18 protein-coding genes are annotated in these 23,220 nt (G+C 66.8%); 9 read left to right on the top strand and 9 right to left on the bottom strand.

Features of this window, described 5'->3' with window-relative positions:
- Positions 1-330 precede the first annotated feature (330 nt).
- Positions 331-1,947: a hybrid sensor histidine kinase/response regulator gene (locus AC1DWU_RS12970; protein WP_477150405.1), complete on the top strand. Its 1,617-nt coding sequence runs from the start codon at positions 331-333 to the stop codon at positions 1,945-1,947.
- Between the two features lie 334 nt (positions 1,948-2,281).
- The gene (locus AC1DWU_RS12965; protein WP_477150404.1) at positions 2,282-2,809 is read left to right on the top strand and encodes a hypothetical protein; all 528 of its coding nucleotides are present in this window, start codon (positions 2,282-2,284) and stop codon (positions 2,807-2,809) included.
- Between the two features lie 101 nt (positions 2,810-2,910).
- Here AC1DWU_RS12965 and AC1DWU_RS12960 read toward each other — a convergent pair whose 3' ends face one another.
- Positions 2,911-3,570, bottom strand: coding sequence for a response regulator (locus tag AC1DWU_RS12960; protein WP_477150403.1), 660 nt, complete (start codon positions 3,568-3,570; stop codon positions 2,911-2,913).
- A 262-nt stretch (positions 3,571-3,832) separates the two neighbouring features.
- On the opposite strand from AC1DWU_RS12960, the gene AC1DWU_RS12955 reads away from it, so the two are divergent.
- On the top strand, positions 3,833-7,648 hold the full coding sequence (locus AC1DWU_RS12955) for a peptidoglycan-binding protein (protein ID WP_477150402.1): 3,816 nt from the start codon (positions 3,833-3,835) through the stop codon (positions 7,646-7,648).
- A gap of 129 nt (positions 7,649-7,777) precedes the next feature.
- On the opposite strand, the gene AC1DWU_RS12950 is transcribed toward AC1DWU_RS12955, so the two are convergent.
- Positions 7,778-8,575, bottom strand: a complete 798-nt coding sequence (locus AC1DWU_RS12950; protein WP_477150401.1) for an alpha/beta hydrolase — start codon at positions 8,573-8,575, stop codon at positions 7,778-7,780.
- 120 nt (positions 8,576-8,695) lie between these two features.
- Here AC1DWU_RS12950 and AC1DWU_RS12945 point away from each other — a divergent pair, with 120 nt between their 5' ends.
- The 3 genes from AC1DWU_RS12945 (at position 8,696) to AC1DWU_RS12935 (ending at position 11,512) form a co-directional block, all read left to right on the top strand.
- Positions 8,696-9,667, top strand: a complete 972-nt coding sequence (locus tag AC1DWU_RS12945) for a GlxA family transcriptional regulator (protein WP_477150400.1) — start codon at positions 8,696-8,698, stop codon at positions 9,665-9,667.
- 154 nt (positions 9,668-9,821) lie between these two features.
- Positions 9,822-10,754, top strand: coding sequence for a sulfite exporter TauE/SafE family protein (locus tag AC1DWU_RS12940; protein ID WP_477150399.1), 933 nt, complete (start codon positions 9,822-9,824; stop codon positions 10,752-10,754).
- Positions 10,754-11,512 carry a TIGR02186 family protein gene (locus AC1DWU_RS12935; RefSeq protein ID WP_477150398.1) on the top strand — a complete coding sequence of 253 codons (759 nt, stop codon included), beginning with the start codon at positions 10,754-10,756 and terminating at the stop codon, positions 11,510-11,512. Before AC1DWU_RS12940 ends, AC1DWU_RS12935 begins: the two co-directional genes overlap by 1 nt.
- 9 nt (positions 11,513-11,521) lie before the next feature.
- Here the strand turns inward: AC1DWU_RS12935 and AC1DWU_RS12930 are convergent, their stop codons facing one another.
- From AC1DWU_RS12930 to AC1DWU_RS12920, 3 genes are all read right to left on the bottom strand, one after another.
- Positions 11,522-12,232: a head GIN domain-containing protein gene (locus tag AC1DWU_RS12930; protein WP_477150397.1), complete on the bottom strand. Its 711-nt coding sequence runs from the start codon at positions 12,230-12,232 to the stop codon at positions 11,522-11,524.
- 137 nt (positions 12,233-12,369) lie between these two features.
- On the bottom strand, positions 12,370-13,101 hold the full coding sequence (gene pdeM, locus AC1DWU_RS12925) for a ligase-associated DNA damage response endonuclease PdeM (protein ID WP_477150396.1): 732 nt from the start codon (positions 13,099-13,101) through the stop codon (positions 12,370-12,372).
- Positions 13,098-15,632, bottom strand: coding sequence for a ligase-associated DNA damage response DEXH box helicase (locus tag AC1DWU_RS12920; RefSeq protein WP_477150603.1), 2,535 nt, complete (start codon positions 15,630-15,632; stop codon positions 13,098-13,100). The genes pdeM and AC1DWU_RS12920 overlap by 4 nt, the downstream gene beginning before the upstream one ends.
- Before the next feature lie 80 nt (positions 15,633-15,712).
- Between AC1DWU_RS12920 and AC1DWU_RS12915 the strand changes: the two genes are divergently transcribed.
- Both AC1DWU_RS12915 and AC1DWU_RS12910 read left to right on the top strand, forming a co-directional pair.
- Positions 15,713-16,393, top strand: a complete 681-nt coding sequence (locus tag AC1DWU_RS12915; protein ID WP_477150395.1) for a nucleoside/nucleotide kinase family protein — start codon at positions 15,713-15,715, stop codon at positions 16,391-16,393.
- 2 nt (positions 16,394-16,395) lie between these two features.
- Positions 16,396-17,736 (top strand): MATE family efflux transporter, encoded by a 1,341-nt coding sequence (locus tag AC1DWU_RS12910; protein WP_477150394.1) that lies wholly within the window; start codon positions 16,396-16,398, stop codon positions 17,734-17,736.
- A 143-nt stretch (positions 17,737-17,879) separates the two neighbouring features.
- Here AC1DWU_RS12910 and AC1DWU_RS12905 read toward each other — a convergent pair whose 3' ends face one another.
- The 3 genes from AC1DWU_RS12905 to AC1DWU_RS12895 are packed head-to-tail and all read right to left on the bottom strand — an operon-like array spanning position 17,880 to position 20,636.
- Complete coding sequence (locus AC1DWU_RS12905) at positions 17,880-18,956, bottom strand: quinone-dependent dihydroorotate dehydrogenase (protein ID WP_477150602.1); 1,077 nt, start codon at positions 18,954-18,956, stop codon at positions 17,880-17,882.
- Between the two features lie 29 nt (positions 18,957-18,985).
- Positions 18,986-19,339, bottom strand: coding sequence for a DUF952 domain-containing protein (locus AC1DWU_RS12900; protein WP_477150393.1), 354 nt, complete (start codon positions 19,337-19,339; stop codon positions 18,986-18,988).
- Positions 19,340-19,388: 49 nt separating this feature from the next.
- On the bottom strand, positions 19,389-20,636 hold the full coding sequence (locus tag AC1DWU_RS12895; RefSeq protein WP_477150392.1) for an MgtC/SapB family protein: 1,248 nt from the start codon (positions 20,634-20,636) through the stop codon (positions 19,389-19,391).
- A gap of 110 nt (positions 20,637-20,746) precedes the next feature.
- On the opposite strand from AC1DWU_RS12895, the gene AC1DWU_RS12890 reads away from it, so the two are divergent.
- Entirely contained in the window at positions 20,747-21,391 is a 645-nt protein-coding gene (locus AC1DWU_RS12890; RefSeq protein WP_477150391.1) for a S24 family peptidase, read from the top strand.
- Between the two features lie 61 nt (positions 21,392-21,452).
- Here the strand turns inward: AC1DWU_RS12890 and AC1DWU_RS12885 are convergent, their stop codons facing one another.
- Entirely contained in the window at positions 21,453-23,063 is a 1,611-nt protein-coding gene (locus AC1DWU_RS12885; RefSeq protein WP_477150390.1) for a lysine--tRNA ligase, read from the bottom strand.
- Positions 23,064-23,220: the final 157 nt, after the last annotated feature.

The following is a 23,220-nucleotide window of genomic DNA, read 5'->3' as shown; positions in this document are numbered from 1 at the left end:
TCTTATCGACAAAGCAACTCAACTGTTGAGTTGGAGGTGGCGCTGTGGGGGGACGGAGGCGGCAGCAGCAACCACCGCCCTTGCCTTCTCCCCTTGTGGGAGAAGGTGGCGCGAAGCGCCGGATGAAGGGGGCCGCAACCGCAGGTTGCGCGATCGGAGCGTGAGCGACGGTGTCGGAGGGGGTGGAGCCAACCCTTCATCCGCCCTTCGGGCACCTTCCACAAGGGGAGAAGGCACTCGCGCCGCCGGTGTCCTTCAACAGCCACGACTTTGTGCGGCCTTGCGAGGGGATGACGCGGGGCAGATACTTGGGACGGGCGAAAAAAAGAGATGATCGAGACGCTGACCGACCTACAGGATTCGCTGCGACAGGCGATCGACTACATCCCGCAGGGTGTGGCGGTGTTCGACCGCGACCTGCGGCTGGTCACCTGCAACGCGCGCTATGGCGAATTGCTGGCAGTGCCGCAGGAGTTGCTGCGGCCGGGGATACCGCTTTACGACATGGCGCTGTTCGTGGCGCGGCGCGGCGACCTGGGGGCCGGCGATGCCATCTCGCTGGCGGTGCAGCGCGTGCAGACGCTGACGCAATCGCACACCACGGTGAGCCAGCGGCTCGGGGCCAAGGGCCAGGTGCTGGAGTTCCACTCGGCGCGGCTGCCGGATGGCGGGCTGGTGATCAGTTTTGCGGACGTGACGGCGCGGGTGGATGCGGAGACCGAACTCGCGGGCATGAACCAGACCCTCGAGGGGCGCGTCGAGGAACGCACCGCGGCGCTGATCCGGGTGAACTCCGAGCTCGAAGTGGCGCGGGCCAAGGCGGATGCGGCCAATCGCGACAAGACGCGGTTCTTTGCGGCCGCGAGCCATGACCTGCTGCAGCCGCTGAACGCGGCGCGGCTCTACACCTCGACGCTGGTGGAACGGGCCGGCGGCACCGGGCTCGACGAGCTGGCGCACTCGATCGAGGCCTCGCTGACGGCGGTCGAGGAGATCATGGCGGCGCTGCTCGATATCTCGCGGATCGATGCGGGCGCCGTGAAGCCGGCGGCGACGCCGTTCCAGGTGCGCGACCTGCTGAAGAAGGTCGATGTCGAGTTCGCGCCGCTGGCCCTGAAAAAGGAGATCGACCTCAGGCTGGTGGATACGTCGCTCGCGGTGGTTGGCGATCGGGCGCTGACGGCGCGCGTCATCCAGAACCTCGTTTCCAACGCCATCAAGTACACGCGGCCCGGCGGCCGGGTGCTGGTGGGGGCGCGGCTCAAGGGCGGACGCGTGCGGTTCGACGTGATCGATACCGGCATCGGGTTCAACAAGGACCAGCATGCGCTGATCTTCGCCGAGTTCAGCCGGCTGGAGCACGGCGCGCGGATGGCGCAGGGGCTGGGGCTGGGGCTATCGATCGTCAAGCGGCTGGTGACGGCGCTGGGGCTGACGATGGAGCTCGAGAGCAAGGAAGCCCGTGGTTCACGCTTCTCGCTTTACCTGCCGCACCACCGCTCGCCCAAGGTGGTGCCGGAGGCGAGCCCGGAACGCGAGCCGACATCGAACCTCAGCGGGTTGAGGATCCTCTGCGTCGACAATGAGCGGGCGATCCTCGATGCGATGGAGGGGCTGCTTGGCGGCTGGGGGTGCGATGTGCGCTCGGCGCGCTCGCTCAAGGATATCGACAAGGACGGGCTGCTGCTCGGCTGGCTGCCCGACCTGGTGCTGATGGACTACCACCTCGACCAGACCTCCGGCCTCGATGCGATCGAGTGGCTGCGGCACAATGTGGGCGGGCACCTGCCGGCGGCACTGGTGACGGCCGACCGCAGCCCGGCAGTGCGGGCGCTCGCCGAGGATCGCGGCATCACGGTGGTGACGAAACCGGTGAAGCCGGCGGCGCTCAGGGCCACGATCAGCCAGCTTGCCGGGCAGCGCGGGCGGAAGCGGGTGGAGGTCTAGGCGGCACGCCAGCTCGGTCCGGGCTGCTTCCGGCTCGCCCGAGCGATACGGACTTTGGTCCGCCTAGGCGGTCGCCGCCGCACAGTGCAGGGTTCCGGAGTGCTCGGAGTCGAATGGCTGCGCTGTTCGGTCAGGTCCGTCCTAATCGGGCTGTTGAGGAAAACCGCGAGACTCCGGGTCCTGCAATTCGTTGACATTGGCGCTCAGCCAGACAACAGCGAAACGCGTTAGCTGCACGTCTGGCCCCATTTGGGTGCCGCATGTCTAAAATCGTCGATCCGTTCCTTCAAGCAGCAAGCATGCACTTGAGGGCGGCGACCATGGAGGCCACAAAATGAAGACTCTATCCAGGATTGCCCTGCTGGGGCTTGTCGCTATTTCGCCGGCTGTGCCGTCGATGCTGGGCATGGACCAGGCGCTTGCTGCCGGTCGTCCCGACAGCCAGGGTAACTCGGAAGCCGCTCACGAAAATGCAGGCAGCGACAACGCCAACATCGCCTCACTGGTGGGCGGCGGGAACGCAGCCCACGCGTCGGAACAAGGTCTCGCTCATGCGAGCGACAAATCCATGGTCGGAAAGGTACGCGAGTACGCAACACTGGACGCCACGCTGGCGTCGGGAGAGCTGCAACTGGCAGTAGACACGGCGCAAACCACTTTTGACGCGCTGTATCCGACCTTCGACACGCTGACACCAGGGGAGCAGGCTGCCGCCCTTGCCAGCCCCGAGGGCGTGGCTTTAGCCGCGGCGCAGGACGCTCTGGCGGGCGCGACCGCCGATCGCGACGCCGCACTGGCTGCTATCACCAAGTCGGACGATCCGGCGGTCAAGGCATACATCGACGCCCTGCTCGCTGACTGATCTGCAAACAACATAGGCAGGCCGCTCATCGAGGTTGGCCTGCCTGTTCTCCGTGATGGACCCAACGGCGCCGACACAGGCTCCACCGCCTTCCGGCGTACTCAGGCCCCGCTCAGCAACTCGTCGAACTGGCCGTCCTCGATCTTCGATGCCGCGATCACCGCCTGGGTGCGGCTGTCGACGTCGAGCTTCTGGAGGATCGCCGAGACGTGCGCCTTCACCGTCGCTTCGGAGATCGACAGCTCATAGGCGATCTGCTTGTTCATCAGGCCATCGCTGAGCATCATCAGCACGCGGACCTGCTGCGGGGTCAGCGTTGCGAGACGCCGCATCAGGGCTGACTGGGAATCCTCGGCGGGGAACTCCATGCCCTCCGGCACGTACACTTCGCCCGACAGCACCGTTTCGATGGCGCGGCGGATGTCGGCGGGACCGACCGACTTGTGGAGGTAACCCGAGGCGCCGAGTTCGAAAGCGCGGCGGACGATACCGCCATCCTCGACGGCGGTGACGATCATCACCGGGATCTCGGGATACTGGGCGCGCAGCAGCAAGAGGCCGGAAAAGCCGCGCACGCCGGGCATGTTGAGATCGAGCAGCACCAGGTCGCAATCGCGGTCGGCTTCGAGCGCGGCGCTGAGGGCCGGGAGGTCGCCCGCCTCCTCGACCGAGATCGAGGGATCGCCGCCGGCCAGCGTCTGGCGCAGCGCGGCGCGGAACAGCGGATGGTCGTCGACGATGATGATGCGACGGGTGGTCATGAACGCGCGGACTCCTGGGGGCCCTAACTAGCAAGCGAGATCAGGCTTTTGTATCCCACTTAAGGTGGGCGTGGGATTCTGATTTCGCGCGGGGATCGAAGGCCTGAAGCCCGCCGGTTTTCTTCCACAGCTCAGTCGCGTTCGATTCGCAAAATGCGACGAAGCTTAACGCGATCTTTACCATGTTTTCCGAAGAGTAACCGGATGCTCATGGCCCGAACTGGGTCTGAGGTGTTCCGTTACAGGTGCTTGGGATCGACCGATGGCCCGCGCGACTTCCACGTTCCAACCGCAAGACTACGGCCAGCCAGCCTCCGGCGAATGGCAGGAGCTGCGTGGCGAACTGGTGGCCCTGCTCGACCAGGTGGAAACCCAGGTGGCGCGCACGGCGCGGCCCGAGCCGACCTATCAGGGCCTCGCCGAGCGGATGCGCGACCTGCGCCACCAGGTGACGGAAGCCGAGCCCGACACGCGCCATCGTGAAGCGCTGCGCTCGGTACAACGGGCGATCGAGAAATTTTCCGATCGCGACGAGCCGCTGCAGCATGCCAACCCGCGCGATACGCTCGAGGCGGCGATCCAGCAGATTCGCTCGCGGCATTTCGGGGCCGCGGCCGCCCCTGCCCCGCAGATGCAAATGCAGATGCCGCAGCAGCAAATGCCGTTGCAGGCCTCGCCGCATTTCGACGAGCTGGCTGAAGCTGTGGGCGGCATCTCCACGCGCCTCGAGCGGCTCGAGGGCGAGCTCAGGGTGCAGGCCAAGGGCCAGACCACCAATGTGCGCGAGATCGCCGAACAGGTGAGCCAGCTCAGCCATGTGGTGGAGCTCTTGGCCGGCGCGGTGGGCGAGACCGGACAGGTCAAGCGGCTCGAGGGCCATATCGCTGGCCTCGCCAAGCTGATCGCCGAGGGCCCGAAGGTCGATATGGCGGCGCTGAATAAGCGGCTCGACGACGTGGCGCTCACGGTGGGAAAGCTCGCGGAGCTCCAGAAGCACTATGCCGACCGCTCCGACATGAGCGGCATGACGGCGCGGCTCGACGATGTGAGCGCGACGGTGGGGCGGCTCGCCGACCTCCAGGTGCAGTATGCCAACCGGGTCGAGAGCCCGAAGGATGGCCTCAAGGAGGCCATGGCGGCGATCGAGGACGGCGTTCGCAATATCTATGACCGGGTCGACTCGATCGAGCGGGCCATGGCGATGCCGCCGGCCGAGCTCGAGAAGATCACGGCTGAACTGGGCCGCGTGGCGCAGGCGATGAAATCGCCGCAGCAGCCGCAGGGGCTGATCGAGCTGATCGACGCTCTCAACGATCGGATTTCGGACGTCGAGGGGCGGAGTGCCGAAGTCGGTGGGCTGAAGCTCGACATGGAAGCGCTGCGCAGCACGGTGGTGAGCGCGCTGGAGCCGCGCTTTGCGGCGCTGGAGCAGCAGCTCGAGGTGCTGAGCGACAAGGTGAGCGATCGCCCGGCGGACCTCAGCGTCAGCCAGCTCGAGGCGCAGGTGCGCCAGCTGGTGGCGCGGATGGACCAGACCGGCGAGCAGCTGACCGGCCTCGCCAAGATGTACTCGACGCCGGCCGCAGCCGAGGCGCCGGATTTCGACCAGCTGGCGGAAATGGTGGCGGCCCGCACGTCCGATGCGATGCGGCAACTCGATGCGCCGGGCAAGGCCGGGCTCGATGAGGCCGGTTATGCCGAAATCGAAAAGCGCGTCAGCAAGGTGATGAAGGCGGCCGCGAAGGACAAGCCGGCCGAGGACACCACGGCGCTCGACGCGACGATTCGCGAAGTGAACGAGCGGCTGAAGCGGCTCGAGATGTCGCTGGGGCAGAAGGCCGAGCCGGCGCCGTTGGCCACGCCGATCAGCTTTGCCGCGATACCCGAGACGCCAGCGCCGCAGCCGGAGGCGAAGCTTACCCCGCCCCCGGCGGTGGAACCGAAGAACAGCCCCGTCGCGCCGCTGATCGAGGAACTGTCGTTCGAGGACGAGCCGGTGTCGCGGCCGCAGCGCGTCGAGCTCGGCGACAGCATGCCGAGCGACCCGATCGCCGAGGCGCCGCTGGTCGACAAGCCGTTCGGCGACGATCCCAACCCGCTGCGCACGGCGCTCGAGGCCAAAAACGGGCCGCGCCGGCGTGCATCGGCCGCCGAGCCGGAGCTACCGCCGGCGCCGACATCGGCGTTCGAAATCCCCGAAGCGCCGACGAGGCCGGTATTCGACCCCAGCCTAGCCGAGCGCCCGCCGCAGCCCAAATCGACGCTCGACCTGCCCGCCGAGGATGTGTTCGTCGCAACGCCAGGGCCCGAAGTCACGGCTGTCGCGCCGATGGCCGACGAGCCGCCAATGCCGAGCCGCAATACCTTCATCGAGGCGCATCGCCGCGCGGCGCGCCAGGCCGCTGCCGGCAGGGCCGAGCCGATCTCGGCCGCCAGCGGCTCGCTGATCGGCAAGGCATTCGCCCGCTTCCAGGCGACGCGCAATGAGGCCGCTGCCGTGGCCGAAGCTCCATCGGTGTCGTTGCCGGTCAAGCCGGCGGTGGAAAAGCAGAAGCCGGTGAAGGCCGAGAAGATCGTCAAAGAGGCGAGACCCGCGAAGCCGGCAAAGGACGAAAGCGCCAAGTCCGGGCCGTTCGGGCTGTTCAAATCGAAGGCGCCGCGCCAGTTGGCGGGCGACAAGGAGCCGGCGAGCCAGTGGCAACCGGACGAGCCCGCGCCGCGCGTGCTGCCGGTGGCGCCCGAGCCAAGCCTCGTGGCGCTTGGCGCCGAGGAAACCAGCCCGCCGGCCGACGATGCTGCGCCCAAGCGGCAGAGCTTCCTGCTGCGCCACAAGCAGCCGATCCTGCTCGCAGCGAGCGTCGTGGCATTGGCGTGCCTGACCATCAACCTGATCAACCAGAGGACGAAGCCGGCCGAGACTTCGACCACGGCGGCACAGAATGTCGGCGATGCCGCACTGACGCCGGTGCCGCTGGCCCAGCAGGGGTTTGAAGCGCGCACGGATGCCAAGGCCGCGCCACGGGTGATCCCGACGGTCGACAAGCTGACCACCGCCTCGATCGGCGGAGCGACGCCGCAGAAGTTCGTCGCCTCGGCCGAAATGCCGAAGATGCCGGCGGCCTTCGAAGCCGCCAGCGCCGCCGCTGCCGGTGATGCGACCGAGGTCGCGAGCCTAAGTTCCAAGGTCGAGCCGCTGCTCGACAAGATGGAAAGCCCGGTGAAGGTCGACCGGCCGCCGGCCGAAGTCGGCCCCGAGCCGCTGCTGGCGGCTGCCGGCGATGGCGATGCGCGGGCACAGTTCGAGGTGGCGGCGATCTACACCGAAGGCCGTGCCGTGCCGGAAGACCTGAAGGCCGCGGCGATGTGGTACGAGCGGGCGGCGGGCCAGGGCTTTGCCCCGGCGCAGTACCGGCTCGGCAACCTCTACGAGAACGGCCGCGGGGTGGAAAAGGATCTCGCCCAGGCGCGGCTCTGGTATCAGCAGGCGGCGGAAGCCGGCAACCGCATGGCGATGCACAATCTCGCGGCGCTCTATGCCGGCGGCGGGTTGGGTAACCAGCAGTTCGACGCGGCGGCCAAGTGGTTCGAGGAAGCGGCGAGCCGCGGCATGAAGGACAGCCAGTTCAACCTGGGCATGCTCTATGCCCGCGGACTGGGCGTGAAGCAGGATCTCGCGGCTTCGTTCAAGTGGTTCTCGCTGGCCGCCAACAAGGGCGACAAGGACGCGGCCAAGTCGCGCGACGACATCGCGGCCTCGCTCGACGCGGCGACGGTGCAGAAGGTGATCGCCGAGGTTGCAGCGTTCAAGCCGGAGCCGATCGACTTTGTCGCCAACTTCGCCCCCATCGGCACTTGGAGCGCCAAGTTCGACCCTGGCGCGGCGATCACCAACATCAAGGTGGTGACCGGCGTGCAGCGGGCGCTGACCCAGCTCGGCTTCGACATCGGCACGCCCGACGGCGTCGCCGGCCCGAAGACCGCCGAAGCGATCAAGAGCTTCGAGCGCTCGACGGGGATGAGCGAAAGCGGCGAGATCAACCCGCGGCTGCTAGCGGTGCTGGGGAGCCAGCCGGTTTAGCCCCTGCAACAGCAAAGTCCGCTTCGGGCTGAAGCGGACTTTGTGAATCTAGACCTTCCTCGCAGGCGATGCAGCCGGAGCAGCCGATCCCGATCGCGGCCTTGCGGTCGGGACCGGCGGACCGGCCATTCATGCCGCGAGCCGCAACGCGGGCCGCTTGTCGGTGGCGTGCTCGACGGCCCAGTTCAGAGCCAAGTCCGCGACGGCTTCCCAGCCCTTGTCCATCAGCGTCCAGTGCGAGCGATCGTCGAAAATCTTCAGCTCGGTGGTCGAGGCGGCCTTCTTCTGCTGGCGGTAGATCGCTTCGGTCATCGAGGCGTCGGCGATCAGGTCCTTGCCGCCGCCGATGAGGAGGAGCGGAGCGCGGTTCTGGCCGGCCCAGTCGATCTTCATCGGGTTGATGACGCCGTCCCAGTAGACCCGGCCGGCGGTCGGGATGACGTAGCGGTCATACTTGGCTTCCGGATTGGGTTCCGTCTGAGCAAAACGCGTCGAGAAGAACTTGAGCGACATGGTCTTGGCCTTCTTCCAGCTGAACAGGTCGCCGAACACCGGCAGCGCCGAGACGATGGCCTGGGGCCCAAGCGGTACGCCGGGGGTCGGGGCGGGGTTGATGGCTGCACCAGAAACACCGAGGCCGCGGGCCAGCAGCTGCTGCACGATGACGCCGCCGAACGAGTGCCCGATCAGGATCGGCTGTTCCGGCAGGGCGCGGATGATCTTGTCGAAGTGGTCGACAATGCCGCGCTGGCCGATCTTCGCCAGTTCCGGAGCCGGGTTGGCCCGGAGGACCGACGGGGCGTGATCATCGAACGGCCAGTCGGGCGCGATCACGGTGTAGCCCTTAGCTTCGTAGCGAGCCTTCACGTTTTCCCAGGACAGGCTGTTGAGCCAGGCGCCGTGGATCAGAACGATTGTCTTGGTCATTTTGGGTCTCTCCTTGTTTGGGCGAACCCTTGTCCGCCGCGATGTGACGACCCTAAGCTGAGCCCCGACGGGCGACGATTGCCGCAACTGACATTGTCGGGGCCAGAAGTGACAAAGACGATGGACGCACTCAGACACACCGAAATCGGCCTGCTCATGTATCCCGGCTGCGCGATGGCATCGGTGCATGGCCTCACCGATGCGTTCCAGGTGGCGAACGACTATGCGCGCCAGCACGGCGGCGCGGATCGCATCCGGACCAGCCACTGGCGAGTTGGTGAGAACGGCTTCGAGCGCAGCTACGACAGCGCTCCCGATGGCGGCGGGCAGCCCGAGTACATCGTCATCCCCGGCCGGCTGGCCGATCCTCTGACTTCGGACGAGGCAGCCGATTTCGTCGGCTGGCTGCGCCAGCGCCACGGCACTGGCGCCACGATCGCCTCGATCTGCGGCGGCGCCTTCATGCTCGGGCATGCCGGACTGCTGTCGGGCCGGCGCGCGACGACGCATTGGCTCTATGCCGATGCCTTCGAGGCGGCCTTTCCCGATGTCGAGGTCACCGCCGGCGACATCATCGTGGAGGACGGCGACATCATCACTGCGGGCGGCATGCTGGCCTGGACCGATCTCGGCCTTCGCCTCGTCCACCGCGTGCTCGGCTCCACGGTGATGGCCGACACGGCGAAATTCCTGCTGGTCGATCCGGCGGGGCGAGAGCAGCGGAACTACTCGACCTTCGCGCCGCGCCTGTCGCACGGCGACGACGCCGTGCTGAAAGTGCAGCACTGGCTGCAGGCGCATCGCAGTGAGGAGATCAATGTCCCGGATCTGGCCGAGCGAGCGGGGCTCGAGACGCGCACGTTCCTCCGGCGCTTCCAGCGGGCCACAGGGTTGAGGCCGACGGAATACGTGCAGGCGTTGCGGATCGCACTCGCCCGCGAGCGGCTCGAGTTCAGCCGCGACACGGTCGAGCGGATCGCCTGGAACGTCGGCTACAAGGATCCGTCCGCCTTCCGGCGCGTATTCCAGAAGGTGACCGGCCTTTCCGCCAGTGCCTACCGGGACCGCTTTGGCGCCGCGGTGCGAGCGTAGTCTCCGTCCATATTCCCGACCCGTCCGGTAGGCTAACCTCGCCTTCGTATTTTGCTGCTAGTGCTCGGTAGCATTTCGCGAAAAGTCGTCGCATTTCCGTCGCGGCCTCACGCTAGAGCCTCGGGAATGCCCTAGAGCTATTGGACGCCCTCCCGTGCAGGTCTATCTGCCGATCGCCGAGCTTTCGATGAACCTGTTCTTCCTAGTGGGGATCGGGGGCGCGGTCGGGTTCCTCTCCGGGCTGTTCGGAGTGGGTGGCGGGTTCCTGTTGACACCGCTGCTGATCTTTTCGGGCGTCCCCTCCTCCGTTGCCGTGGCTTCGGTCACCGGACAGGTGGTGGCGGCTTCGACCTCAGGAGCGTTGAGCTACTACCGGCGCGGGCAGATCGACCTGCACATGGCGATGTACCTGGTGTTGTCGGGCGTGCTCGGGGCGTTCGGCGGCGTCGCGACGTTCCAGGTGCTGCGGGCGGCAGGGCAGCTCGATCTCGTCATCTCGCTCGGGTTCCTGATCCTCCTAGGCTTCGTCGGCACGCTGATGCTGTTCGAGGCGGCGCGGGCGATCATGAAGCGGCGTGCGGGTATCGTCGTCCGCGAGAAGCTGCCCAACCAGCACAACTGGTTCCACGGGTTGCCGTGGCGCGTGCGGTTCAAGAAATCGCGGCTCTATATCTCGGTGATCCCGGTGCTGGCGCTGGGCGTCGCCATCGGCTTTGTCGGCTCGCTGCTGGGTATCGGCGGCGGGTTCATCCTCGTGCCGGCATTGGTTTATATCCTCCGCATGCCGGGCAACATGGTGATCGGCACCTCGCTGCTGCAGGTGGTGGCGATGATGGCGGCAACCACCATCCTCCACGCCGTGTCGAGCCAGAGCGTCGATATCCTCCTCGCCTTCTGCCTGATGGTCGGCGGCACGGTGGGGGCGCAGTTCGGCGCTTCGGCGGGCAAATACCTGCGCGGCGAACAGCTGCGCGCGCTGCTTGCCATCCTCGTCCTTGCGGTCGCCATCCGCTTCGGCATCAGCCTGATCATGGCGCCCAACGACGTCTATTCGACCGCCGTGATCGGCGCGTCGGGGGTGATCTGATGCGCCGGCTGCTGCTCGCACTGGCGCTGGTCCTCGCGGCCTCGCCCGCGGGGGCGGAGCGGCTGGTGACGCAGGTGAGCCAGGACGAAGTGTCGATCACCTCGAGCTTCGCGGGCCAGACCCTGACGCTGTTCGGCTCGGTCGAGCCCGAGGCCGGGGCAGAGCAGCGCTTCGTCGAGGGGCCGTATCACATCATCATCACCATCACCGGGCCGTTGCAGAACCGGGTGGCACGGCGGAAGACCAACCAGTTCGGCATCTGGCTCAACTCCGCACAGGCGGAGTTCGAGCGGTTTCCGTCGTTCTACCAGGTGCTGAGCGACGCGCAGTTGAGCAACATCACCGACCCAATCACGCTTGCCGAGAAGGAAATCCCGCTCGACAGCCAGGCGCGCTACACCGCGAAGGCCGGCTGGTGGGATGCGACGGTGTTTGGCGGCGAACTGACCCGGCTGATGCAGGACAAGGGCCTGTTCAAGCTCAACGAGAACGGCGTGGTGTTCCGCTCGGACACGTTCTACTTCGCACAGGTGGCACTGCCGTCCGATGCCCCGCCGGGGCCGTATCTGGCGCACACCTATCTGTTCAAGAACGGCGCCGTCATCGCCGAGAAATCGGACGGGTTCTCGGTGCGCAAGATTGGCTTCGAGCGGTTCCTGGGGCAATCGGCGCGAACGCAGCCGTTGCTTTACGGGCTGGTCTGCGTGGCGCTGGCGCTGTTCACCGGGTGGCTCGGCGGCGTCGTGTTCAAGCGGTAGGCGCCTCGATCACTTCTCGATCTTGACGTCGCTGCCGCTGCTCGATTCCTGCTCCACTTCGGCGGGGTTGCCGTGGATGGTGAGGTCGGACCCGGAGGAGGCGTTTGCCTTGACCGATTTACTGGCATAGGCGTCGAGGTCCGAGCCGCTCGAGGCGTTTGCGTCCATCGTGACGCAGAGCAGGTCGTCGGCTTCGAGGTCGGAGCCGGAGGAGGCATTGGCTGTGCCGGTCTCGCAGGTGCCTTCGATCTCCAGGCCGGCACCAGACGAGGCGTTGAGGTCGATCGACTTGCCGGCGACAGCCTTCAACGAGAGATCGGCGCCGCTCGACGAGTTGAACTCAAGCGCGTCACCTGTGACGCCGGTCGCCTCGACATCGGAGCCGGCGCTGGCTTCGACCTTGGTGAGGGCCGGGGCGACGATGGTGAGCTTGATCTGGTCACGGTTGCCGAAGGCGAAAAGGTCGAAGAAGCTCCAGTCGTAGTAGGCCTTGAGAGTATTGCCCTCGACCTTGAGCTTCAGATCATCGAGCAGGCGCTTATCGGTGGCCTCAGCGGTGATCGACTGCGTGCCGCCGACGGTGACGACCGCATCGATGCCCGATGAGATGTCGAGTGCCGTGAAGGCCGGCAGCTCGATGGTGCGCGTCTCGGCCAGGGCCGGCGCCGCGAGGAGCAGCAGAGCCGCGGAGGCGGCGGCGAGCTTCGTGATCCCATGCATGTCGAGGTTCCCATTCCCGTTTGAGGCTGACACGTGGGTGGTGTGTTACATGCAGAACAAGGGCTCGGGAGCGGAATATTTTCGGGGGGATGACTGAAGCAGACGGCCCCCTCCACGAGTCCGAGAGGCCGACGCCCTCACCAGGCGTCGTACCCCGGCACCAGCCGCCTCGGGCTCACCGGATATACCCTCCCACGCCCGATCATCGCCACCTCCAGCGTCGGCCAGTGCAGCAGCCCGACAAACGCCGGGCTGAGGATGTTGAGGCTGCCGGTGGCGGAGCCGTAGGCGGGGAGCACCATCAGGCGGCCATCGTGGACGAAGCACGGGCGTCGGACGGAGCGGCCGTTCATCGCGACGTGCGCGGCCGGGTGGAGGTGGCCGGCGATGAGGCCCTGCCCCGGCTTCGGTTCGTGCGTCAGCGTCAGGCCGGCGCGGGTAAGGCCGGTGACGCAGGTGCCGCCGAGGCTGTGCGGGGCGGGATCGTGGTTGCCGGAGATCCAGGTCCAGCGGGCCTTGCCCATGAGGCTGGCTAGGCGAAGGCGGTCGGCATCGAGCAGGGTCGAGCTGCCTTCGTCGCGGTGGAAGCTGTCGCCCAGCGCGATGACTTCGGTGGCGCCGGTCTGGGCGAGGTCGGCTTCCAGACGGCGGAGGGTGAGGCCAGTGTCGTAGGGCGGGAGAAGACTGCCGCGCTTGGCGTAGGACGACAGCTTTTCGAGGTGCAGATCGGCGACCAGCAGCGCGTTCTCGGCGGCCCACCAGAGGGCGCCAGAGGGGAGCGGTTCAAAGCTATGACCGGCGAAGTGCAGGTGCACGGGGTCGCCTTTGTCGTCGATCGGGGCGGTGCGCGCCGCCCAGGCTGAAGTCAATTCGCCCGCTTCCTCATTTCCGGGCTCACGCCCATGGCCTCGGCGATCAGTTCCTCAGCGGCTTCGGCCATGGTGCTCTCGCGGGCCTCGCCGACGACGGGAACTTTGCCGATATCGAGCAATACCGGTACCGCCAATGGCGAGATTCGGTCGAGCGGCTTGTGTACGATGTGACGCTTGATGCGGGCGAGCATGTGGCCGAGCCGCTCGATATCGAGCAGGCCGCGTGCCGCGTCGCGGCGGGTGGCCTGGATCAGGATGTGGTCGGGCTCGTGCTGGTAGAGCACGTCGTAGATGATGTCGGAGGACACCGTGATCTGGCGGCCGGTCTTTTCCTTCTGGCCCGGATGCCGGCGCTCGATCAGCCCGGCGATGATGGCGCAGTTGCGGAAGGTACGGCGCATCAGCTGGCTTTCGTCGAGCCATTCCTCGAGGTCGTCACCCAGCATGTCTTCGTCGAACAGTTCGTCGAGCGAGAGGCGGCCGGTGCGGATCAGGCCGGAGAAATCGCCGAGGCCCCAGACGGCGAGGGAATAGTCGGAAGCGACGAAGCCGAGCGGGCGGGCGCGGGCGCGTTCCAGCCGGCGCGTCAGCAGCATACCGAGGGTTTGGTGCGCGAGCCGGCCCTCGAAGGGGTAGCAGACAAGGTAGTTCTGCGCGCCGCGGGGGAAGGTTTCGACCAGCAGGCTATCCGGCTGCGGCAGGATCGAGGCCTCCTGCTGGAGGCGAAGCCAGTCCGAAACCTGGTCGGGCAGCAGGTGCCATTCGTCGGGATGCGCGAGGAGCTTTCGCACCCCATCCGCAAGAAAGGTGGAGAGCGGGAACTTGCCGCCCATGTAGGAGGGGATTTTCGGGTCCTTGCCCTGCGAGCGCGAGACATAGGCCTCGCTCTCGAACATCCCCTCGTAGGCGACGATTTCGGAGCCGAACAGGAAGGTGTCCCCCCTGGTGAGGGTGGTGAAGAAATACTCCTCCATCTCCCCTAGCACCCTGCCGAAGCGGCCGATCGGGCCGGTGGTAGCGCCACGGGTGAAGCCGCGGCCCTTGACCAGCCGCACTTTCACCATTGGCTCCTCGACGATGGTGCCGACGTTGAGCCGGTACTGCTGGGCGATGCCGGGGTTGGAGATGCGGAACTTGCCGTCGGCGGTCTTCCTGAGCTTGGCATAGCGCTCGTAGGCGCGCAGCGCATAGCCGCCGGTGGCGACGAAATCGACGGTGCGCTCGAACTGCTCCCAGCTGAGATCGCGATAGGGCCAGGCGCGGCGGATCTCGGCATGGAGCTCGACCGGATCGAAGGGGTTGGCGCAGGCGGTGCCGAGGATGTGCTGGGCGAGGACATCGAGGCCGCCCGATACCGGGTCTTCGCTGTCCTGATGATTGTTCTCGACTGCTTCAAGTGCAGCCTCGCACTCCAGCACCTCGAAGCGGTTGGAGGGGACGAACAGGGCCTTACTGGGCTCATCGAGCCGGTGGTTGGCGCGGCCGATGCGCTGCAGCATGCGGGACGAGCCCTTGGGGGCGCCGACCTGCACCACCAGATCGACATCGCCCCAGTCGATGCCGAGATCGAGGGTGGAGGTGCACACCACCGCCCGCAGCCGCCCCTCCGACATCGCCGCCTCGACCTTCCGGCGCTGTTCGACGGCGAGCGAGCCGTGGTGCATGGCGATGGGCAGCATGTCCTCGTTGGCCTGCCACAGCTCCTGGAACAGCATTTCGGCCTGGCTGCGCGTGTTGACGAACAGCAGCGTGGTTTTGTGGTCCTTGATGGTGCGGTAGAGGTCAGGGATGGCGTAGAGCGAGGAGTGGCCGGCCCAGGGGATCACCTGCTCGGACTTGAGGATTTGGATATGCGGCTTGGCGCCGCCCTGCCCCATCAGCAGCCGCGCATCGGCGCCGGGCACCGGGGTCGCGATCCAGTCGCGCAGCAGGTCGGGGCGGGCGACGGTGGCGCTCAGCGCGGTGATCCGCAGCTGCGGAGCGATGGTGCCGAGCCGCGCGATGCCGAGCGACATCAGCTCGCCGCGCTTGTTGGTGACCATCGCGTGCAGCTCGTCGAGCACGACGCGCTTCAGGCTGCCAAACATCTTGTCGGCGTCGCCGTGGCTGAGCAGCAGGGCCAACTGCTCGGGCGTGGTGAGAAGGATCTGCGGCGGGTCGTAGCGCTGGCGCTGGCGCCGGTGCGAAGGGGTATCGCCGGTGCGGGCCTCGACCTTGATCGGCAAGCCCATCTCGCTGATCGGCGTCATCAGGTTGCGCTGCACGTCGACCGCCAGCGCCTTCAGCGGCGAGAGGTAGAGCGTGTGGAGGCCGGGGCGCGGGTTCTCGATCAGGTCGTTGATGGTGGGGAGGAACCCCGCCAGCGTCTTGCCGGCGCCGGTGGGGGCGATCAGCAGCGCGGAGTCGCCGGCCTCGGTGGCCTCCAGCACGCTCAGCTGATGGGCGCGCGGGGCCCAGCCCTTGCCGGCGAACCAGTCGGTGATCTCACGGTGGAGGGGCAAGGGACGTTCCCGGTTTGTGCACAGTATGGGGGCGCGCCGTTTGGGCGGCAAGGGGTGTCTGCCCGCCGCGGAATCCGATAGTGAAGGTGCCGCCGGGAGGACTCGCCGTGAACGACAACGAACAGCAGGTGTTGCAGCTGAAGCCGGAGGCGGCGCTCGCGTTACTTGTGGAACGGGCGCAGCGGATGCTGTCGACCTATGACGGGCGCATCGCCATCGGGCTTGCCGGTGGGCCGGGCGTCGGCAAATCGACGCTGGCGGTGAAGCTGGTGGAGGCGCTGAACGCAGGCACTCCCGGCCTTGCCGCCTATGTGCCGATGGACGGCTTCCATATGCGCCACGCCAAGCTCGAAAGCCTCGGCACCGTGAAGGACAAGGGTGCGCCGCACACCTTCGAGGGGGCGGCATTTGCCGAGTTTCTCGCCGGGGTGAAGGCGGCTACGATGCAGGTGAGCGGCCCAGGCTATTCGCGCGAGATCGAGGACGTGGTGATCGACGCGTTCATCGTGCCGGCCGGGGTACGGGTGCTGGTGGTCGAGGGCAATTACCTCCTGCTCGCCAACGCGCCGTGGTGGCAGGTGCGGCCGCTGCTCGATCTCGCTGTGTTCATCGACCTGCCGCGCGCTACGGTGAAGGCGCGGCTGCTGGCGCGGCATGCCGAGCACGGGCTGTTCACCGCAGAGCGCAACCGCCAGCATGTCGAGCGCGTGGACCTCGCCAATTACGACCTGGTGAAACGGTCGCGTGGCCGTGCCGATATCGCCATAGACCTTCTCACCGAGCACTGAACTTGACCCGACCGAGCTATCCTTTCGACGTGCGCTCGCGCGACGTCTGGGCCATTGCGCTGCCCGCTTCCCTCGCCTTCATCACCGAGCCGCTGGCCGGGCTGGTCGACATCACAGTGATCGGCCGGCAGGGCGACGCGGCGATGCTTGGCGGCGTGGTGCTGGGCGCGCTGGTGTTCGATTTCATCTTCTCGATGGCGTATTTCCTGCGGACCGGCACGGCCGGGCTGACGGCGCAGGCGATCGGCGCGCGCGATCCGCGCGACGGCTTGCTGCACTTGGCGCGGGCGATCGGCATCGGGGTGATCGCCGCCGCGCTGATGATTGCGCTGCAGGTGCCGCTGCTGGGGCTCGCCAACCTGGCGATGGCGCCGACGCCGGGCGTTGCTGAGGCGATGAAGCAGTATTTCGAGGTGCGCATCTGGGCGGCGCCGTTCTCGCTGATCAACTACGCGCTGCTCGGCTGGTTCTACGGGCGGGCCCGGGCCAAGACCGGCATGATGCTGCAAATGGTGATCCACGGGCTCGATATCCCGCTGTCGATCCTCTTCGTGATGAACCTCGGCTGGGGACCCCACGGCGCGGCCCTGGCGACGGTGATCGGGCAGGCCGTGGCGTGCCTGCTCGGGCTGGTGCTGATGATCCGGCATTTCGGCGGGTTCGCCAAGGTCGCGGCGCTGATCGGGCCCGACGATCTGTTTCATGGCCACGCGCTCAAGCGGATGTTCGGGCTGAGCCGCGACCTGATGATCCGCTCGATCGCGCTGATGGGGGCCTATGGCTATTTCGCGGCGCAGGGCTCGCGGCTGGGCGAGGTGCCGCTCGCGGCCAATGCGATCCTCCTCAACTTCCTGATGATCTCGGGCTTTTTCCTCGACGGCATCGCGCAGGCGGCGGAGCAGCTGTGCGGCAAGGCGGTGGGGGCGAACTGGCGGCCGGCGTTCGACCGGGCCTACGCGCTCGGGTTCCGGTGGGGGACCGTCATCGCGGTGGGGCTGGCGATCGTGTGGTTCGCGGGCGGCTGGTACCTGATCGACTTCATGACGACGAGCGAGCCGGTGCGGGAATATGCCCGGATGTTCCTGTGGATCGCGGCGCTGTCATCGCTCACCGGCATGCCGGCCTTCGTGTTCGATGGAATACTGGTCGGCGTGACCCTCAACGCCGTGATGCGCAACGGCATGGTGCTGGCGCTGGCACTGTTCCTGGTCGCCGCGGTGGTGCTGCAGGGGGCGTTCGGGAATACCGGGCTGTGGGCGTCGATCCACCTGTTCTTCCTCTTCCGCGCTGGGTTCTACTGGTGGGCGCTGGAGCGGAAGAAGGCGGGGTTGTTTTCGGCCTAGCTTGCCAAAGGGCTGGTGCGGGAAACGCACCCCCACCCCTGTCCCCTCCCCGCAAGGGGGAGGGAGACCAAAACACTGACGTCGGTGAGAGCGTCTCCTCCCCCTGGCGGGAGGGACAGGGTGGGTATCTTCTATGCTCGATGCTAGAGGCTAGCCTTTCCCGAAGCCCACTCCGCCGTCGTCCGGCCCGTCAGTTCCGACACCGACTTCAGTCCCTTGCTGCGCACCGCCGCACTCAGCCCGCGCTTCAGCCGGTCGAGCATATCGAGCCCACCAAACACCAGCGCCGAGTAAAGCTGGATCGCGTCCGCGCCGGCTTCGAACTTCGCCACCGCGCTCTCCGGCGAATGGATGCCCCCTACCCCGATGATCGGCAGCTTGCCGACGCGCTGGCGGACCTGCGCCAGCTTCTGCGTGGAGAGGTTGAACAGCGGTTTGCCACTCAGCCCGCCGGTTTCGGTGGCGTTTTCCATCCCGAGCACCGGGTCGCGCGACAGCGTGGTGTTGGAGACGATGAGCCCGTCGAGATCGGTGGCGAGCACCACCTTGGCGATGCCGTCGAGGGCCTTCTCGTCCAGATCGGGGGCGATCTTCAGCAGCACCGGGACGCGGACCGAGGCCTTGGAGCGGGCCTTCAGCACCGCCGCCAACAGGCGGGTCAGGGCTTCATCGGCCTGCAGGTTCCGCAGCCCCGGCGTGTTGGGCGACGAGATGTTGACCGTCAGGTAATCGGCGACTTCGGCGAAGCGGGTGACGCCCTTGACGTAGTCGGCGACGAAATCCTCGCTGTCCTTGTTGGCCCCGATGTTCACCCCGAGGATGGCGCCGACATGGGCGCCCTTGAGGCGCGCGAAGGCGGCCTCATGCCCCTCGTTGTTGAAGCCCATGCGGTTGATCACGCCTTCGGCGGGGCCGACGCGGAACAGCCGGGGCTTCGGGTTGCCGACCTGCGGGCGCGGGGTGACGGTGCCGACTTCGACCATGCCGAAGCCCATGCGGGCGAGCGGCTTGGGGACCTCGGCGTTCTTGTCGAAGCCGGCGGCCATGCCGACCGGGTTCTTGAGATCGAGGCCGCAAAGGGTGATGCGAAGCTCCGGCGGGTCGACGCCCTCCTGCTCGGGCGCGAGGCCGAGGCGCAGGGCGCTGATGGTGGCGCCGTGGGCGATCTCGGGGTCCATCTTCAGCAGCGCGTCGCGGGTGAGGCCCGCGAGCAGCGGCATGCGGAGCAGCGGCGAGAGGCGCGTGAAGATCATTTGACCCAATCCGGCGGCTTGACGCGACCATCGGCGGGAACGTCGAGGGGCGTCATGTTGGAGACAGCGGACATCGCCAGCGTGGCGAAGAGATGCGGGAACAGGTCGCCGCCCCGCGAGGCTTCCCATTTCAGCGCGTCGCCGAGTGGCGCGCACGGGACCTGGAACAACACCTGGTCGCTGAGACCGGCGAAGTAGAGCCGGATGGTTTCGGCCAGCTGCGGGGCGCTGGAAAAGTGGATGTAGCCGTCCTTCAGGTCGATCGGCTGGCCGACGAAATGGCCGGCGGCGAGCGAGGCGTCATAGATCTCGCGGCTCGCGACCTTGTAGATGAATTCGGGGGTTTGCATCGGGCTCATCATGCCAGCCTTTTGGGCGAGCGAGGCGGCGATGGCAAGCTCAGCGGAAGAAAAACCAGCCGAGCCCAGCTGCAATAAGGCCCACTGTGCTGGCGGCGCCGACGTAAAGCCCGATGGCGCGGCCGCCCGTCACGGCGGCGATGACGGCCTTGGAGATCGTGTTGACCCCTACCGCAATAATGATGGCGAGGGTCGCGACGTCGAGCCCCAGATTGCCTGCCTGGCGCGCCATCGACACGGTGACCGCATCGACATCGGCTATGCCCGAGATCGCCGCCACGGCGAGCACCGCACCGGCGCCGATCAACCGGCGGGCGAACTCGGCGGCGATGGTGACGATGGCGATGAACGCCGCGAGCTTCAGGGCCGTGCCGATCTCGAGGGGGTTGGTGATCTCGAGTTTTGGCGAGCGCTTCTCGCGGTTGCCGGTGAGCAGCAGGAACGCTGCGGCAGCGCCAAGACCGAGGGCCAGCGCGCCAATGGGAGCGGCGAGCGGCACGACCAGCGCCGGGTTGAGCAGTGCCGCGAGGACGCCGACGCGCAGCGCCATGACCAGCCCAGCAATGAGGATGCCAGACGAGAGGAGCTTGGCGGATTCCGGATGCGCCTTGCCGAGCCGGGCGAGCGAGAGCGTCGCCGCGGTAGACGAAGCAAGTCCGCCGGCGGCGGCCGCCATCAGCACGCCGAGCCGATCGCCGAAAATGCGCACCGCGATGTAGCCGCCGAACGAGATGGCGGCGATCATGATCGCGAACAGCCAGATTTCGAACAGGTTGAGCACGCCCCAGGGATCGACCGGCTTCTGCGGCAGGAATGGCAGCAGCAGGAAGGTCATGGCCAAGAGGATCAGGACGGAGCGCAACTCCTCCCACTTGAGGGAAGCGACCCACTCGTGCAGCTGGGTGCGCAGCGCCAGCAGCAGGGTCATGGCCACGGCGGCGCCAATCGCCACGGTCAACTCGCCGAGCACGGCATAGGCGCCAAGCGCGAAAGTGAGCGCACCGGCGACGACGGAGGTGACGCTGAAGCTCTTCTCGGCTTTCGCCTCCAGCCAGTGGAAGGCGGCGAAGACGGCCAGATAGCCGAGGAAGATGGCAGCGAGGACGATCGGATCGCTGACCGCAGAGAGGGCTGCGGCGATGCCGCCCAAAAGCCCCGACAGCGCGAAAGTGCGGAACCCGGCGGCACGCAGGCCGCCCTCCTCCTCGCGGGTTTTCCAGCCCCGCTCCAGCCCGACCAGCAGGCCGATGGCCAGGGCGACGGCGAGGCGGGTTACGAGATCCATCATACCCGTCGCACTCCCTCCCGCTGGCGCTCCGGCTTTACAAGCCGGACAGCGATCCGTACAATAGGACTAGTTTCCTCATGGGACAAGTTTCCTCGTAAGCGGCTGGGCACGTGCTGTCACACGGCGACATCTGGAACGCGATCGATGCGATTGCTGAACGGCACGGACTCTCGGCGTCCGGGCTGGCTCGGCTTGCCGGGCTGGATGCGACGGCGTTCAACAAATCGAAGCGGGTGAGCAAGGACGGGCGCGAGCGCTGGCCGTCGACCGAGAGCGTTGCGAAGATCCTCGAGGCGACGAACGAGAGTTTCGACGCGTTCCTCAGCGGCGGCGGCGCCTATGTGCAGATGCAGGCAACGAACGTGGTGCGCTCGTTCGTGCCGCTGCTGGGCCTCGGGCAGGCCGGCTCGGGTGGGTTTTTCGACTCGGCTGGATTCCCGCAGGGACAAGGCTGGGACGAGGTAGCGTTCCCCTCGGCGCCCGAGGATGGAAGCTACGCGCTGGAAGTGGCGGGCGACTCGATGCAGCCGCTCTATCGCGATGGGGACATCATCGTGGTTTCGCCCACCGTGCAGATGCGGCGCGGTGATCGCGTGGTGGTCAGGACCAAGGATGGCGAAGTGCTGGTGAAGATCCTGCACCGCCAAACACCGAAACTCTTGGAGCTGCACTCGCTCAACCCCGCGCACGGCCCGAGGGTGGTCGAGATGAAGGACGTCGAGGGCATGGGCCGGATCGTGTGGGCGAGCCAGTAGGCTGGCCTGCTCTCTCAACTCACCTTCTCCCACAATGGGAGAAGGCACCGACTGATGGATCTCAGGCGGCCGTCACCAGTTTCCCTGCCAGCGCATCGGCGATGAGCTTCCGCGTCTCTTCTACGCCGTACAGCGCAATGAACGAGCCGAAGCGGGGGCCCTGGTCGGCGCCAAGGAGTACCTGGTAGATGGCGCCAAACCAGTCGCGCAGCGGGTCGAACGTGTGAGCGTTGCCAACCGAATAGACGATGTCCTGCAGCTCCTTGGCGTCTAGCGTGTCCTTGCCGGCGAGTTGCTCGGCGAGGTCGGCCAGCGCCGCGCGCTCCTTGTCGGTCGGGGCGCGGAACGTCTTGGTGGGCTTTACCTCGTCGTTGAAGTAGCGCACCGCATAGCCCGCGAGCCGGTCGAGCTCGGGGTTAGTCATCGGCGTCTCGCCGGGCAGACGGCGGGAGATGTAGTTCCACAGCGCCGACTTCTCGTGGGCGTTGGCGGCCGAGGCGAGGTTGAGCAACAGGCCGAAGGTGACCGGCATGTCGACCACCGGCACCTTGCCCGAATGGATGTGGAAGGCCGGGTTCTCGAGCGCCGCAGCAGCGTCCTGTCCGTTATAGGCCGCGATATACTGGTAGTACTCGTCGACGGCGCGCGGGATCACGTCGAAGTAGAGGCGCTTGGCCACCCGCGGCTTCTGGAACATGTAGAGCGCGAGACTCTCGGTACCTGCATAGGTCAGCCACTCGTCGATGGTCAGCCCGTTGCCCTTCGACTTCGAGATCTTCTGACCGTTTTCGTCGAGGAACAGCTCGAATGTATAATGCTCGGGCGGGATGCCGCCGAGGATGGCGCAGATACGGTCGTAAATCCCCTGGTTGGTCTGGTGGTCCTTGCCGAACATCTCGTAGTCGACGCCGAGCGCGGCCCAGCGCATGCCGAAATCCGGCTTCCACTGCAGCTTCACATGGCCGCCGGTGACCGGCAGCGTGGTCTCGGTGCCATCCTCGTCGTTGAAGGTGACGGTGCCGGCCTTCGCATCGACGTGCTTCATCGGCACATAGAGCACGCGGCCCGACTGCGGCGAGATCGGCAGGAAGGGCGAGTAGGTCGCCTGACGCTCTTCGCCGAGCGAGGGCAGCATCACCTTCATGATGTCGTCGTAGCGCTCGGCGGCGCGCAGCAGCACTTCGTCGAACTTGCCGGCCTTGTAGTATTCGGTAGCGCTGGCGAACTCGTAGTTGAACTCGAAGGTATCGAGGAAGCGCCGCAGCATGGTGTTGTTGTGGTCGCCAAAACTCTTGTAGTCGCCGCCGAATGGGTTCGGCACTGACGTCAGCGGCATTTGCACGTAGGGCTCGAGCGCGGCGCGGTCCGGAACGTTCTCGGGGATCTTCCGCATCCCGTCCATGTCGTCGGAGAAGCAGAGCAGCCGGGTCGGAATCTCGTCACGCGTGAGCAGCCGGAAGGCCGTGCGAACCATGGTGGTGCGCGCCACTTCGCCGAACGTGCCGATATGCGGCAGGCCCGAGGGGCCGTAGCCGGTCTCGAACAGCACTTCGGTGAGGCCGCGCTTCTCGACCCGCGCGACAAGTTTCCGCGCTTCCTCGAACGGCCAGGCACGCGCCGTCTGGGCGGCGTCGAAGAAGGCGGGGTCGAGGGTCGGGAGCGGCGCGGGCACGGCAGGCCTCAGATGCTGGATGGGAGAAGGCGCTCAATTGCACCAGCCTGCCACGGGCGTCAATGGGAACGGCCCCTGCTCCGCCTTGCCAAGCGGCGGCGCGGTGCCTAGTTATGCGGGACTTTCGTATCCGGTCTTGCTTGTCGCGAGATCGAAC

It is taken from the genome of Devosia sp. P2_G7 (assembly GCF_056403495.1).
This window is presented reverse-complemented; position numbering and strand designations above follow the sequence as displayed.